The sequence below is a fragment of the Adlercreutzia mucosicola DSM 19490 genome (assembly GCF_000422625.1).
Taxonomy (GTDB): Bacteria; Actinomycetota; Coriobacteriia; order Coriobacteriales; family Eggerthellaceae; genus Adlercreutzia; species Adlercreutzia mucosicola.
Genome location: NZ_KE383895.1, coordinates 278128 through 292464 on the forward strand (window position 1 = coordinate 278128; position 14337 = coordinate 292464).

Annotated in this window: 13 protein-coding genes; 10 read left to right on the forward strand and 3 right to left on the reverse strand. The window is 58.6% G+C overall.

Annotated features, from left to right (window positions below):
- Positions 1–130: 130 nt before the first annotated feature.
- From G503_RS0112205 to G503_RS0112220, 4 genes are all read left to right on the forward strand, one after another.
- The gene (locus tag G503_RS0112205) at positions 131–844 is read left to right on the forward strand and encodes a LytR/AlgR family response regulator transcription factor (protein ID WP_028027781.1); all 714 of its coding nucleotides are present in this window, start codon (positions 131–133) and stop codon (positions 842–844) included.
- Positions 845–1122: 278 nt separating this feature from the next.
- Positions 1123–3021: a glucose-6-phosphate isomerase gene (locus G503_RS15200; RefSeq protein WP_084636629.1), complete on the forward strand. Its 1899-nt coding sequence runs from the start codon at positions 1123–1125 to the stop codon at positions 3019–3021.
- 353 nt (positions 3022–3374) lie between these two features.
- A complete protein-coding gene (locus tag G503_RS0112215) occupies positions 3375–5951 on the forward strand; it encodes a carbamoyltransferase HypF (RefSeq protein WP_028027782.1) in 2577 nt (858 codons plus the stop codon).
- 2 nt (positions 5952–5953) lie between these two features.
- Positions 5954–7135, forward strand: a complete 1182-nt coding sequence (locus G503_RS0112220) for a PDDEXK nuclease domain-containing protein (protein WP_202805182.1) — start codon at positions 5954–5956, stop codon at positions 7133–7135.
- On the opposite strand, the gene G503_RS16130 is transcribed toward G503_RS0112220, so the two are convergent.
- Positions 7132–7356, reverse strand: a complete 225-nt coding sequence (locus tag G503_RS16130) for a helix-turn-helix domain-containing protein (protein ID WP_084636631.1) — start codon at positions 7354–7356, stop codon at positions 7132–7134. The two genes, G503_RS0112220 and G503_RS16130, sit on opposite strands and share 4 nt — an antisense overlap.
- Before the next feature lie 351 nt (positions 7357–7707).
- On the opposite strand from G503_RS16130, the gene G503_RS15205 reads away from it, so the two are divergent.
- Positions 7708–8271 carry a hypothetical protein gene (locus tag G503_RS15205; protein WP_051191254.1) on the forward strand — a complete coding sequence of 188 codons (564 nt, stop codon included), beginning with the start codon at positions 7708–7710 and terminating at the stop codon, positions 8269–8271.
- A 38-nt stretch (positions 8272–8309) separates the two neighbouring features.
- Positions 8310–9359, forward strand: coding sequence for a DNA processing protein DprA (locus G503_RS15210; protein WP_051191257.1), 1050 nt, complete (start codon positions 8310–8312; stop codon positions 9357–9359).
- A gap of 71 nt (positions 9360–9430) precedes the next feature.
- Here the strand turns inward: G503_RS15210 and G503_RS0112235 are convergent, their stop codons facing one another.
- Entirely contained in the window at positions 9431–9661 is a 231-nt protein-coding gene (locus G503_RS0112235) for a hypothetical protein (protein WP_151429497.1), read from the reverse strand.
- 675 nt (positions 9662–10336) lie between these two features.
- Between G503_RS0112235 and G503_RS0112240 the strand changes: the two genes are divergently transcribed.
- The 4 genes from G503_RS0112240 to G503_RS15220 all read left to right on the forward strand — a co-directional run bounded on the left by G503_RS0112240 (position 10337) and on the right by G503_RS15220 (position 13575).
- The gene (locus G503_RS0112240; RefSeq protein WP_028027785.1) at positions 10337–10600 is read left to right on the forward strand and encodes a HypC/HybG/HupF family hydrogenase formation chaperone; all 264 of its coding nucleotides are present in this window, start codon (positions 10337–10339) and stop codon (positions 10598–10600) included.
- Positions 10601–10710: 110 nt separating this feature from the next.
- On the forward strand, positions 10711–11802 hold the full coding sequence (gene hypD, locus G503_RS0112245; protein WP_084636633.1) for a hydrogenase formation protein HypD: 1092 nt from the start codon (positions 10711–10713) through the stop codon (positions 11800–11802).
- A gap of 198 nt (positions 11803–12000) precedes the next feature.
- Complete coding sequence (locus tag G503_RS15215) at positions 12001–13251, forward strand: Fic family protein (RefSeq protein WP_035023085.1); 1251 nt, start codon at positions 12001–12003, stop codon at positions 13249–13251.
- Between the two features lie 30 nt (positions 13252–13281).
- Positions 13282–13575 carry a GIY-YIG nuclease family protein gene (locus G503_RS15220; RefSeq protein ID WP_235715567.1) on the forward strand — a complete coding sequence of 98 codons (294 nt, stop codon included), beginning with the start codon at positions 13282–13284 and terminating at the stop codon, positions 13573–13575.
- A 38-nt stretch (positions 13576–13613) separates the two neighbouring features.
- On the opposite strand, the gene G503_RS0112260 is transcribed toward G503_RS15220, so the two are convergent.
- The gene (locus G503_RS0112260) at positions 13614–14273 is read right to left on the reverse strand and encodes an aspartate/glutamate racemase family protein (protein ID WP_028027787.1); all 660 of its coding nucleotides are present in this window, start codon (positions 14271–14273) and stop codon (positions 13614–13616) included.
- Between the last annotated feature and the right edge of the window lie 64 nt (positions 14274–14337).

Genomic DNA, 14337 nt, shown 5'->3' on the forward strand with positions numbered 1-14337 from the left:
CGAAACTTTCAATCTTCTATCTGGGTTTAACCCGTGATTATTCTTTTTCGCGGATGACGGACCGTCAGCTGTGCTATAGAATAGAGCGGAGTTTACTGTGAGACTGTGAGAGTTCATTTTGGAGGACGACGTGCTAAACGCAATTATCGTTGACGACGAGGCGCCTGCCCGTTCCGAACTGCGCTTTCTTCTTGACGAAGTGGGCGGTGTCGAGGTTACCGCCGAGGCTGCCAACGTGCGCGAGGCCATCGAGAAGCTGAAAGAGTACCCGTGCGATGTCATGTTCCTCGACGTGAACATGCCCGAGGCGACGGGCTTGCAGCTAGCCGAGGCCCTGCAGCACCTGAAGTTCCCGCCGGCGGTGGTGTTCGTGACCGCGTACTCCGAGCACGCCCTGGACGCTTTCAAGGTCAGCGCCATCGACTATCTGGTGAAGCCCGTGGAAACCGAGCGTCTGTCCCAGGCCATCGCCCGCGTGCGCGAGCACGTGGCCCTGCACATGCAGGCTCACAAGTCCGAGCGCATCCCGGTGGAGAAGGGCGGCAAGAAGATCCTGATCGGCATCGACAAGATCCGTTTCGTCATGGCCCGCGATGACTACGCCTACCTGCAGACCGACACCGACCGCTACTTCTCCACGGTGAGCCTCGCTCAGCTGGAGAAGCGCCTCGACGGCCACGGATTCTTCCGCGTGCACCGCGGCTACTTGGTGAACCTGTCCATGGTGGAGGAGATCGAGTCGGTTTCCGGCGGCACCCTGCTGCTGACCCTGAACGGCGTGGAGGAGAAGATCCCCGTGTCGCGCCGCCGCGTCAGCTCGCTGAAGAAGGCCCTGAACCTGTAGGATCGGCATCTTTCGAAACGCGCCTCGAGCCCCCGCATTGCGGGGGCTCGTTTCGTACTGGCTTGCGCGTCGGCCCCGGTCGGAGCCTTCTACGACCGCCTCGCCTCCCTGCCCTGTTCACAGAACCGCCATACCCCTGTGGGGTTTGGGACGTTCAATGACGGCGTTTGATAGAATATTTCGAACAAGTTAACGAGAGAGAGGCCCCCGGCGTGCACAAACGCGGGGGTTGCCTGCGATTCTGCTGGCTGGCAGACCCTGGAAGAGAAGAGGACCCGATGCTCTCCGTCGATATCGAAAAGCTGTATCCCGCGGCCAAGACGCTGGTGAAGGCCCACGCCGCGAGCCGCATTCACGCCAAGGACGCCACGCTGTACGATTTCTCCACCGAGGCCCAGGCTTGCGCCGAGCAGTATATGGGCTGGGCAGATCTGGCCAGCCACCCCCAGTGCTCGCTGGAGGAGGTACGCACGTTTGCCGATGCGGCCGTGGCCGACGGCATCGACACGGTGATCCTCATCGGCCAGGGTGGTTCTACCCAGGCGCCCATGACCATCACGAAGTACAACAAGGTCGACAAGAACCGCGTGTCCTTCAAGACCCTCGACTCCGACTCGCCAGTGCGCGTGCGCGAGATGCTGACCGGCTGCGACCCCGAGAAGACCCTGGTGATCATCTCGTCGAAGAGCGGCTCCACCATTGAGCCGCGCCTGCTGCTGGAGGCCGTGCGCGCCTCTTTCGACAAGACGCTCGGCGCCGACACGGTGAAGCACCTGGTGGCCATCACCGATCCCGGTTCCGACCTGGAGGCCCAGGCTCGCGCCGAGGGTTGGCGCGCGGTATTCCCCGGCGAGCCCACCGTGGGCGGCCGGTTCTCGGCGCTGTCCATCTTCGGGCTTTTGCCTGCCGCGCTGGCCGGCATCGACCTGGACGAGTTCATGGCCCACGCCGTGCAGGCCGAAGAGGCGTGCTCGGAAGATGCCATCGACAACCCGGCCATCAACCTGGCGGCCTTCCTCTACGACAATTACCTGAAGGGCCGCAACAAGTTCTCGTTCCTCACGCCGAAGCGCGGGCGCGTGCTGGGTCTGTGGATCGAGCAGCTGGTGGCGGAATCCCTTGGCAAGGAAGGCCAGGGCATCCTGCCGAACATCGAGATCGACTCGCTGCTCTTGACCGACGACCCGGGCGACCGCAGCATTATCATGTACCAGACCAAGACCGACCTGTGGGACGAGAGCCGCAACTTCGAGATGAGCCTCGCCTACATCGACAACGCTATCCCGCGCCTGAACTATCGCATCGAGTCGGTCTACGAGCTGGCCGAGCACTTCATCATGTGGGAGTACGCCATCGCCATGTGCGGTTACTTGATGCAGGTCTGTCCCTTCGACCAGCCCGACGTGGCATCGGCGAAGGCCGAGGTGATCGAGATCTTGAAAAACGGCCAGCCCGAGCCGAACTTCACCGAGGTGTTCACCGAGACGGTGGACATGGGCCGCGTGGAAGTGAGTTACGCGCCGGTGTTCGAGGGTTGCGAGGACCTGCACGAGACGCTGTATGCGCTGCTGAGCTCTATCCAGCCGGGCGACTTCTTCGCACTGAACGCGTTTCTGCCGTTCACGGGCGAAGGCCGCCGCGAGGCCATCGAGACGATCCGCCATGGGGTGGCCGAGTCGTTCTCGGTGGTGTCGTGTTTGGAAGTGGGCCCGCGCTATCTGCACTCCACCGGCCAGCTGCAGAAGGGCGGCCCGAACATGGGCGTGTACCTGATCCTGTCGGCCGACGAGCTGAAGGACATCCCTCTGCCCGAGGCCGCCGAGGCCGCCAGCCTGGGCGACTTGGCGAAGGCCCAGGCTGCGGGCGACCTGATCACTCTGGCGAAGCGCGGTCGCCGGTGTGTGCATTTGCACCTGCCCGACAACTCCGGTGTGACCCTGCGCCTTTTGGCCCAGGTGGTGGAAGACGTGATCGCCGATATCGTGACCGATCGCGCCCTGGCCGAGGCCGCCGCGGCCGAGGAGGAGGCCGAGCTGGTGGACGGCACGTCCGAGGCGTCGGCCGTGGTGGAGAACGTGGGGGGCTCCGAGGCTGGTGCCGACGGGGCCGAGGCCACTGACGGGGCCGCCGCGGTGGCGACGGGCGAGGAAGCTCCTGGGGAGCCGGCCATCGGTTAGGCGCAGCGCCCCATAGATTGCTTGCGCCGGCGACGCGCCATTGCGGTTTTGCGGACGGGCATCCCCCGTTCCCTTCTTCAAAATACGAAAAATGCGCATGGAGGCCTCGGAAGGAGGCCTCCTGTTTGTTTGCGATGCGGAAATTTGCGGTTTCGCGAGCTTTCGTTAAATTCCCGATGCGAGAAGATGCAGTTTCTTGCGATTTCGCGAGTTTCTGTGCGCTGGAAACTCGCGAAACCGCAAATTTCCGCATCGCGGGCCGCACTTTTGCCTACAAAGCATCGACTAAGGGGCGCTCGGCGGGCAAGGTTGGGTAAACTAGTGGAAACCTGATTTTCGTTAGGAGCGCGACCATGATCGATGCGGTTGACATTCACGTGAAGGGCATTGTGCAAGGGGTGGGGTTCCGCCCCTTTGTCTATCGCATGGCGAAGAAGTACCTCATCAACGGCTGGGTGCTGAACGCAGCCGACGGCGTGTACGTCCACGCCGAGGGTGAGAGCAAGCTGGTGGACGAGTTCATCATGGAGCTGTCCGACAACCCGCCGGCGGCCTCGCGCGTGGAAGAGATCGATATCAAGGAAGTGCCCCTGGAGGACTTCGATAGCTTCGAGATCCGCTTCTCCGACGACGAGGCCGTGGCCGAGACGACCCTGGTGTCACCCGAGCTGGCCACCTGCGCCGACTGCGTGAACGAGCTCTTCAACCCCAACGACCGCCGCTATCGCTACCCTTTCATCAACTGCACGAACTGCGGTCCGCGCTTCACCATCATCGATCACTTGCCCTACGACCGCGCCGCCACGTCCATGGCCGCCTTTCCCATGTGCGAGCGCTGCTCCGCCGAGTATGCCGACCCGCTCGACCGGCGCTTCCATGCCCAGCCCGACGCCTGCTTCGAGTGCGGGCCCTCGGTGACGTGGACCGTTGGCGCTGAGGGAGAGGTGGCGCTCGGCCTTACGCGCGAGGAGTCCGATGCCATCTTTGCGGCGGCGGTAGAGATGCTCATGGCCGGGAAGATTCTGGCGGTGAAGGGCCTGGGCGGTTTCCATCTGGTGTGTGACGGCAACAACGCCGAGGCGGTGGCCGAGCTGCGCCGCCGCAAGCGCCGCGACGGGAAGGCTCTGGCGGTGATGGCCCAAGGTATGGGCGATGTGCGGGCGCTGTGCCAGGCGGGCGAGGAAGAGGAGGCGGTGCTCACGGGTTCTGCCCGACCCATCGTGCTGCTGCGCAAGCGGCCCAACGGGGCCATCGGCGAAGGCGTGGCCGACGGGCTATCGGAGCTGGGCGTGATGCTACCCTACACGCCGGTGCAGCACCTGCTCATGCACGACTTCGCAGCGGCCTGGTATGCGACGCATCCCGACGGGGCCGAGGCGGGCGACGTGCCGGGGCGGCAGGTGCCGCTGCTGGTGATGACCTCGGGAAACGTTCACGACGAGCCCATCTGCATCGCCGATGAGGAGGCTCGCGAGAAGCTGGCCGGCATCGCCGACGGGTTTCTGGGGAACAATCGCCCTATCCTCACACGCTTCGATGACTCGGTGGTGCGGCTTATCCGTGTGGGCGAAACCTCCGAGGGGGCACCGGAGCTCGCGGTGCAGTTTCTGCGCCGTGCCCGGGGGTTCGCTCCCGTGCCGCTGTCGACGGCGGCTACGGTGACGGCGGCGTCCGAGAACGAGGCGGCTCGAGGGACGGCGACCGGAAGCGGCGCCGCATCTGAGGCGGCGACCGACAGCGCCGAGCGTCCTGGTGCGAGCATCATCTTCGCGACGGGCCCCGAGCAGAAGAACACCTTCACGCTGCTGCGCGGCACTGATGGTTTCGTGTCCCAGCATATCGGCGATGTGGAAAACGCCGACACCTACGACGCGTGGTTGGCCACCAAGGACCGCTTCGAGAGCCTGTTCGAGATGAGGCCCACGGCCGTGGCTTGCGACCTGCACCCCGAGTACCTGACGAGCAAGTGGGCCCACCACCAGGATCTTCCCGTGACCGAGGTGCAGCACCACCATGCCCATATCGTGTCGGTCATGGCCGAGCACGGGCTGACCGACGCCGTGTGCGGCATCGCCTTCGATGGCACGGGCTACGGCGTGGATGGCGCCATTTGGGGCGGTGAGGTGCTGCTCGCGAATCGCACCGATTTCGAGCGCTTCGCCAATTTCGCCTATGTGCCCATGCCCGGCGGTGCGGCGGTCATCAAGCATCCGCTGCGCATGGCCTACGGCGTGCTGTGGGCCTACGATCTGCTGGACCATCCGGCGGCCGTTGAGGCCTTGGCACCCCTCGGCGAGGAGGCCGAGGTGTGCGACCGTATGATCGAGTGTGGTCTGAACACGCCCATGACCTCCTCGGTGGGACGTCTGTTCGACGCGGCCAGCGCCCTTCTCGGCATCTGCGCCGAGCCGAGTTACGAGGGCGAGGGTGCCATTCTTCTGGAAGCGGCCATGGAGGCAGCCGGGGCCGATGCGCCCGGCGCTGCCGCAGCTGAGGAAGCGGCCGGCGTGGCCGGCGAGAACGAGCTGGCGGCTCGCGAGCGTTATGCGGTAACGGCCCAGAAGAACGTTGCTACTGAGACGAGCACTGCCGAGGATACCTCGGTGCTCCTGCTGGATGCCGAGCCCACCTTCCGCGCCTTGCTGGACGACGTGGCGGCAGGCGTGCCGGTGTCGGTGATCGCGCGCCGCTTCCACGACGCCATGGTGAGCGCCATCGTGATGGTTGCGGAATTGGTGCGCGCGCTGTACGGCATTTCGACGGTGGTGCTGTCGGGCGGCGTGTTCATGAACCGCTACCTCGTGGAGCACGTGTTGCCGGCTCTGGCCGAGGCGGGCTTTACCGCTGCCATCAACCGCGATCTGCCCCCCAACGACGGCTGCATCAGTTTTGGCCAGGCCGCCGTGGCCTCCGCCCGTTCGGAGGAATAGGCATGACAACTGTGATGAAGCCGGAGAACGAGGAGCCCCAAGCCGGCGTTTCGCTGGGGGATCCAATTGGTATTCCAGACGATATGTGGAGCGCGGAAAGAATCGGAACTTCAGCTGCCTGGGATAGGTTTGGATCTAAGCCGCACCCTTCGTTTGAGGATCTGGTCTGTGCTGTCGAAAATGCGGTGGTGCATACTCGCGATTCCGCCGCGCAGGCTGCGAACAAAGGGCAATTGCTTGCCTACTGGACTGTCGGCAAGATGATTGTCGTATACGAGCAGGATGGCTCCGATCGGGCAAAATACGGAGATCGTACATTGGTAAAGCTGGCGAAGCGTCTTACGGTGACGTTGGGGCGCGGGTTTTCTCGCACGAATCTGTATTACATGCGTCAGTTCTATCTAACGCATCAAATTTTCCAGACAGTGTCTGGAAAATTGTTCTGGTCGCATTATTGCGAGTTGCTCAATGTCGATGATGACGCAAAACGGGGCTTTTATGAGCATGAAACCGCCAATGCAGGCTGGAGTGTGCGCGAGTTGCGTCGCCAAATGGACAGCATGCTGTTCGAACGTGTGATCAATGCAAAAGATAGCGTGGATGCGGAAAGCATAAAGGCGCTTGCCTGCGAGGGCATAGCGTATCAACGTCCCGTGGATGCAATGAAATCGCCTGTTGTGTTGGAATTTCTTGATATCCCTGATGTAAGTGCGCCCTACGAGGGGGAGTTGCAGAAAGCTCTTCTTGCGCAGATTGAGAAATTTATGCTGGAGCTTGGTCGCGGCTTTATGTTCGTGGGAAGCAATGTGCGAATCCCCGTAGGGTCGGATAAAGATTACGCTGACATGGTCTTCTATTGCAAGCCGCTCCGAGCTTATGTGATCATAGAGTTGAAGACAACTAAGTTTATGGCTTGCGCGGTTGGCCAGATCAATGAGTACTTGAATTATTATGCAACTGAAGTTAATGACGAGTACGACAACCCTCCCATCGGCATCATTTTGTGCACTGATAAGAATAACGTGCGTGCTGAATATGCGCTCGGAGGGCTAAATAACGCAATTTTCGCGTCGACCTATACTTTGAGGCTGCCAAATGAGGAGCAGCTTATAGAGCAGGTGCGCAAAACCATCGAAGCAAACGAGCCCAAGATCCTGCCAGTGGAAACAACAATTCCCAATTAGTTGGAAAAGAGATCTCGAATCTCGACATTAAGGCCTAAGGCAATCTTTTCTATCACGTCGATAGTGGCGTTGGCCTTTCCGTTTTCGATATTGCACAAATAAGAATAATCGACACCAATCATAAGACCGAGTCGTCTAATCGACAAGCGCTGAGAAATACGCAAATCCTTAATGCGCCTTCCAAGCGCATGCCGCGCAGTATTTTTCGCAAGCTGGCTCACCGTATAAAGACTAGGATAGCTGTGCGTCTAATTGTTGGTGTATAATCAAACAAATGGCTATTGAATCGAGAACATGGGCGAGTTTGGCATGTTCAGGGATCATGGGGAGATAGAAGGATGTACCAGAGGTGCCCGAAGTGTGGAGCGGTGGCTTATGCGCGTTCACTGTATGATGACGGCTACTACTGCTTCCCGCGGCAGGGCGGCTGTGGGGAAAAGTTTCCGCCTCCCCTTGAATGGGATATGGGCCTGCTCTATTGCAAAATCGGCGCAAACAGGTTTTTACGTAACACGATCGAGTGCTTTTCTCATGGTCCCTACTATGCTGTTCGGCATGGCAAGGGCGATCGATTGAGTAAGCTGATTCTTGAAATTAAGAATTCATTTCTGGAGTCAACGGAACAGCAGGTGCGTCGCGCATGTGATGAGATATCCAGTATTGTTTCTGCGGATTTGGATAAACTGGTTCAGCGGGACGATCGATTTAAAAAAGACCGGCCAGTAGTGATGGCGGTGCCCAGATCAAAGCCAGATGGTTATTGGCATGCATCGCAATTGCAGTTCCGCGTGGCATTGTCGCTTGCTATCAAGAAAAGTAGGTTAGTAGTTAAGGGCGGCAGTGAGAAGTGGATTATAGATGCCGTTGACTGGATCCAGCGTGTAGCCGAGACGAAGACTACCCACAAGCGGAGAATTGCAGACGGTAAGAACAACGGTCCCGATCCCTATCCAGGAATCACGAGGGACACGTGCCAGATACGAAAGAGTGTTAGGGGGAGGCCGATCGTCCTCGTTGACGATATATATACGGCAGATGTGGGTATTGACGAAGACTGTGCGCAATTTCTGCTAGATAATGGAGCTTCAAGCGTGCTTCTTTACACCCTCGGAAAGACTACTATGCCAGAGAACTAATAGGGGCAAGGTGCTGATTATGCAAGATAGGGATTACGATGCAGTATTCTGAAGAAACACTCTTTGTTCTTGCCTGCTCCCTGTGCTCGAAAAATGATGAGTTTGGCAAAGAACGAAACATCGTAAGCGGGCACGCCGGTCTCTCCTGCGCGGATTTCTTCGAGCTTAAGAGAGGGCAATCGTTTCGGGAGTTCCGTGTCCGATGCGAAGAACGGCTCTCAACTGACGTTGTGGATTTCGATGCGTTTAAGAGAGATGTTGCCTATGTCTTGGACGGGGAGTGTTTCGACGATGAGCGCGACTTGGTTCTTGACGATGTTTCTATAAAGGGGTTGGTCTCCTTAAGGGATTCCGTCGATGGGATCATTTCTCCATTTGATCCTGAGTTCCCTCCAATCAATGCAAAGGTGAGGAAGGGCTCGGATAAGCCCTACCTTCTATTCTATAAAGGTGATATAAGCCTGCTTGGATGCATCAATGAAAACGTAGCAGTTGTTGGATTGCTGGATCCTGCCGAAGCGGTCGGGCAAAGAGAGAAAAAAATAGTAGAGGCTCTCGTTGAGAATCAAATGAACATCGTGAGCGGTCTCGCCAAGGGCTGCGACACTATAGCCCACGAGGTGTGCCTAAAGGCCGGAGGCCGAACTGTTGCGGTGCTGCCATCGCCTATCTCTAGTATATATCCAGCGGAGAACAGGGCTCTCGCGCATAGAATCGTTGAGGAAGGAGGACTTTTGGTAACGGAGTACTTTCTTCCACCTCGCAATAAGTTTGAAGCAAGAAAAAGGTTTGTTGACCGCGACCGACTGCAGGCAATGTTCTCGAAAGCAGTTGTTCTTGCGGCCAGTTACAGGGAGGGCGAAGGGGATAGTGGGTCTCGGCATGCCCTTAAAAAGGGAGAAGAATGGGGCCTGCGCACGACGGCTCTCTTTAACGGAGAGAGCGACAATGGGGATCCGCAATTTGGTCTAAATAAGGATTTGATAGCATCGGGGGTCGCTCCAGCCAGCGAGAGAGTACTTAGAGATATTGTTACTTACCGAGTGGAGATGGAGTCATCTGTCCCGCAGTTATTCCTGACGATTTAGCCTTGTGATCAGCCGTGAATAGGGGTGATGGAGTGGGGAGTGTTGCGTTCAGCAAGGTCTGCCCTGAAGATCTAAACGCTGTTGTCGACAGCATTGGCTGTGGCTTCCAGCTTGCATACGAGCTTCTTGTCATTGCAGGGGGTGATGTCGAGCTTGTGGTCGAGGCGGCGAGAGAGGGCGGAAAAATCAGCATAACCAAGGCGAAGATCATTGATGCTAGACTCAACTGTATTGAGCAGAAGAACGGGATCGACAATTGTGGCTGCCAAGATCAAGATCGGCGCGATCTGCATCGTAGCCATTTCTAACCGTGCTGTTGGAGCGTCTGGTGCATCATTATCTGTTTGACATCGATGGCAGCTTGTTTTTCAGCGATGAACTGAATAGGGAGGGCTACAACTACGCATTGTGCAAGTTTGGTTATAAGGCAATCTCTTGCACTGGAAGGCTTACGAGGTCAGTTGTTAAGCGGTGCTACCCTCGAATGAGCGCATATGACCTCGATAGAATAGTTGAAACGAAGCAGGACTATTTCACGGCCAACATTCGAAGCATTCAAGAAGACGAAATGCTGCTCAATCTTTTAAGGATAATCGGTCCTCGGCAAAGTGCACTATGGACAGCGGGGGCCAGGACAAGAATCGAGGAGATGCTCAAGGCCTTCTCTTTAGAAGGTGCATTCTCTCAGAGATTTTATAGTTTGAAGCAAGATATTCCGGCAGATGTAGATCGGATATGTGCTGTTCTCCAATGTAGGAAAGAGCATCTTGCTGTGTTCGAGAATGACGCGGGCGTTGCAAGGCGGCTGTCCAATTATGGTGTTCTATGTTTTTCGGTAATTCCTCGTAAATAGCCCCTGCTCTCGACCGCAGACCTTGCTGGTCGTGCACGTATTGGCGCTGCCGCGTTTCTCGTGGAGCATGGAAGCGGAGCTGTGATAGCATGGCGTAATCAAACAGAGAGAAGTGGAGCAGCCTATGTGTTTGGCAATTCCCGCTAAGGTGGCGAAGCTCGAAGAGGGCAATCTGGCCACTGTCGATATCCTGGGCGTGTCCCGCGAGATTTCCGTGGACCTCACGCCGCAGGCCCAAGTGGGCGACTACGTGCTCGTGCACGCTGGGTTCGCCATCGAGGTAGTGGACGAGCAGTTCGCCCAGGAGACCATCGAGCTTATCAAGCAGTTCCCCGAACTGGCCGACTTGGAAGGGCAGCCGCCAATGAAAAAGCCGTCCCTCGCATAGGAAGAACGGCTCTTCATCACATTAAGTAGAGTAATGTGAAGCAGTCGTGCCCGCTGCACCGGGCTTTCCGCTTGTCCGCATTGTACACCCCTGAAGGAGTGGTTGCAAGAATGGATCATATGCAAGAAGAGTTGAAGGCATTCAAGGATCCGGCGCTGGCGCGGGGGCTCATTGAGTCCATTCAGGCGTTGGCTCCGGAGTCGGCGACGCTGATGGAGGTGTGTGGCACCCATACGGTGGCCATTGCCCGCAACGGCATTCGCGGCCTCATGCCGGAAGGGGTGCGTCTGGCTTCGGGGCCGGGGTGCCCCGTGTGCGTGACGAGCAACCACGACATCGACAAGGTGATTGCCCTTGCCCGCGTGCCCGAGGTGACCATCGCCACCTTCGGCGACATGACGCGCGTGCCTGGCTCCTCTTCCAGCCTGCTGGCAGAGCAGGCGGCCGGCCGCGCGGTGGAGATCGTGTACTCGCCCCTGGACGCGCTGCGCCTTGCCGCCGACAACCCCGATCGCCAGATCGTCTTCGTGGGCGTGGGCTTCGAGACCACCACCCCGCTCGTGGCCATGGCCATCAAGCGCGCAAAGGCCGCGGGTCTGAAGAACTTCACCGTGTACGGGGCGCACAAGAACATGCCCGGCGCACTGGAGGTCATCATCAACGATCCTTCTCTGAAGCTGGACGCGCTCATTTTGCCGGGGCATGTGTCCACTATCATCGGCGCAGAACCCTATCGCTTCCTGGCCGAGAAGTACGGCATTCCCGGTGTCATCACCGGGTTCGAGCCGGTGGACGTGCTCCAGGGCATCGCCATGATCATGCGCCAGCTGCACGAGGGGCGCGCCGACATCGAGATCGCCTACGCTCGCGGCGTGACGCCCGAGGGCAACCCGGTGGCGCTCGCTGCCATCGACGAGGTGTTCGAGACCTGTGCGGCCACCTGGCGCGGCTTGGGAGAGATTCCCGGCAGCGGCTACCGCATCCGCGACGAGTTCGCCGAGTTCGATGCCATGCGCCGCTTCCAGCCCGATGTGGAGCCGGTGCGCGAGCACAAGGGCTGCCGCTGCGGCGACGTGCTGCGCGGTATCATGGCTCCCAGCGACTGCCCGCTGTTCCGCACGGTGTGCACCCCAGAAAACCCCGTCGGCCCCTGCATGGTATCAAGCGAGGGCAGTTGCGCGGCGTACTATCGCTACTACTAAGGCGGAAAGCGCGAAGGCGTACGCTTCCAGTGCACTCTGATAATCAAGGGGAAGAGGGCGATCGGCGCTCTTAAAAGGGGTAATAGGTTGCCTCCGGTATCATTTTGCTGCGTCTTCCCCTTTTGCTAATTCTACTTTTCATTAGATAGTATAATTAGTGTGCGTGGTTTGGGGAATGAAAATATATAAGGGAATAGCATGGACTATCAGGAGCTCTCAAAAACCTTCTATAAAAGTTCTTCGGCTGATCGTTTTGCCGAGTTGGACGAGCAGGCCCGCTATCGTCGTGCCATGCCATCGTCGTTTGATCTGGGCCTTGAGACACCTAATGGGGCGCTGTTTATCGCCATGCCGCGCGAATTATTCGTTCTCTATGAGCAGATTCTTCGCACTGAGAGAAAAGTCTCATCGCTTATGCGGTCCATTCCTCCTATTGCTCAGACGGCATTAGTGAGAGGCCTGGTGTTCGACGAGGTGGTGAACTCGAATGCCATCGAAGAGATTCATAGCACGCGGGCCCAGGTGAAAGAGGCTCTTGACGCCCGATCGACGCAAGACAGCGAGTTTCGTCGTTTCAAAGAGTTGGCCCAGTTGTACCTTGAGCTTGGCAAGGCTGAGCATGAGATGCCCCAAACAGTCCAGGAAATTCGGGCTATCTACGACAAAATCATGGATGGAGAATTGCCTGACTCCAAACTTCCTGATGGAGATATTTTCCGCGCTGACGGGGTAGATGTTACTGCGGGCGGGGTTAAGGTGGTCCATCGAGGTCTTGAGCCGGAAAGCAAGATTGTCGAAGCCATAGAGATAATGCTGCAAACAATGCGGCGCGACGACATGCCCGAGATGATAAGTGCACTGGCTTCCCATTATCTATTTGAATACGCCCACCCCTTCTATGATGGCAATGGCAGAACTGGTCGTTATCTGCTCGCATTGTTCCTGTCGGAGACGTTGTCGGTGCCTACCGTGCTTTCGTTGTCGCGAGCAATCGCCGAGAACCGAAGCGTGTACTATCGCGCGTTTGCCAGTGTCGAAAACGCGCTCAACCGAGCCGAGATGACTTTTTTCGTTTCCGACATGCTAACCTTAGTGCGCATTGCCCAAGTTAGTATTCTCGAGAGGCTTTTAAAGAGCAAGGAGGCTTTCAGGGCGATCGAAAAGCAAATGGACAACCTTGTGCAAGACCAAGGTCTTAGCGACAAAGAGGGCTCCATTGTATTTGTTCTCGCTCAGTTTGAGCTTTTTGGCATGTATGGAACGGCGACCATAGATGAGCTCGCCTGGAATATTAAGCTGGGGAAGCAAATGACTCGCAAGCACCTAGCATCGCTCGAGGCGGCGGAGCTGGTTTGGAAGGTGAAGGCGCGTCCGGCGGAGTTTGCCCTTACCGATCACGCGCGGTATTTGCTGGGAATGGACGGGGTTCCCGTTTCCGGGGGCGCTTAAACGCGTCGCGGCTGAGGAGGGGGGTGGCTTGTGGCTGATACTCACTACATGTATGTGCTGGAATGCGCTGACGGGTCGCTGTATACGGGGTATGCGGTGGACGTGCAGGCGCGGTTGGCGGTACACAACGCGGGGCGCGGCGCGAAGTACACGCGGGCCCGGTTGCCGGTGAGCCTTCTGGCCTTTGCGGAGTTTCCCACCAAGCACGATGCCATGCATGCGGAATACGTGTTCAAGCAACTCACGCGCAACGAGAAGGACGCGCTTTTGGCCCGAGCGTCCCACAGCTCGCTGGCGGAGGCCCTAGCGGAACTGTTGGAATAGCGGGCGGCACTTGCTGGTGTCGCCCGCTTTTTTGTTGGTTAGCTGAGTCGCTGCTGACGGGCGGCTTCCAAGGCGGCGAAGGCGCCCATGGCCACCACCGGATCGATGACGGGCAGGCCGGTGACGCGCTCCAGCTCGGCGGCGATGCCGATGGTGCCGAGGCCGGTGCAGCCGAGCGCGATGACCTCGCAGCCAGCTTCGGCCATGGCTTGGGCAGTGCGCACGCAGTTGTCGTGGCCTTCGGGGGTTTGCAGGTCCAGGGTGCAGTTCACGCCCTCGGGACGGAAGTTGCCGACCAGGCGGTCGCCGAGCAGGCGGCGATAGGCCTTGGGTGCGTAGTCTACGATGCCGAGCACGCCCACGCGCTCGCCGTAGCGCAGAGCCGCAGCCACGGCACATTCCCCGCCGCCGGTGACGGGCATGCCGGGCATCGCCGCGCGGATCTCTTCCACGCCGGGGTCTTCGGCGCAGCTGACGAGGATCATGTCCTTGTTGGCAAAACACTCGCGGGCCACCTGCACGATCTTCGGGATGGCCTCGTCGGTCTGCTCGGGGGAATGGATGCCCTCGGGCTGATTCGGAATGCAGACGCTTTCCACGGCGATGTCGGGGTACAACGATTCGATGAGCTGGCCGTGGGTGTTCAGCCCCTGGGCCTCATCGAGGGTGATCACGCGAATAAGTCCAACGTTGAACATGACTTCTCCTGGCTTGTTCGTCAACGAGGCCGCTTGTTTTCAAAGACACGTTTCGAAAGTGGCG

What these genes read in the sequence shown, in the direction of transcription:
- hypD (WP_084636633.1), top strand. Translation starts at nt 10,711, where the DNA reads ATGGATCATATGCAAGAAGAGTTGAAGGCATTCAAGGATCCGGCGCTG.
- G503_RS0112240 (WP_028027785.1), top strand. Translation starts at nt 10,337, where the DNA reads ATGTGTTTGGCAATTCCCGCTAAGGTGGCGAAGCTCGAAGAGGGCAAT.
- G503_RS0112215 (WP_028027782.1), top strand. Translation starts at nt 3,375, where the DNA reads ATGATCGATGCGGTTGACATTCACGTGAAGGGCATTGTGCAAGGGGTG.
- G503_RS0112235 (WP_151429497.1), bottom strand. Translation starts at nt 9,661, where the DNA reads ATGGCTACGATGCAGATCGCGCCGATCTTGATCTTGGCAGCCACAATT.
- G503_RS15215 (WP_035023085.1), top strand. Translation starts at nt 12,001, where the DNA reads ATGGACTATCAGGAGCTCTCAAAAACCTTCTATAAAAGTTCTTCGGCT.
- G503_RS0112220 (WP_202805182.1), top strand. Translation starts at nt 5,954, where the DNA reads ATGACAACTGTGATGAAGCCGGAGAACGAGGAGCCCCAAGCCGGCGTT.
- G503_RS15200 (WP_084636629.1), top strand. Translation starts at nt 1,123, where the DNA reads ATGCTCTCCGTCGATATCGAAAAGCTGTATCCCGCGGCCAAGACGCTG.
- G503_RS15210 (WP_051191257.1), top strand. Translation starts at nt 8,310, where the DNA reads ATGCAGTATTCTGAAGAAACACTCTTTGTTCTTGCCTGCTCCCTGTGC.
- G503_RS0112260 (WP_028027787.1), bottom strand. Translation starts at nt 14,273, where the DNA reads ATGTTCAACGTTGGACTTATTCGCGTGATCACCCTCGATGAGGCCCAG.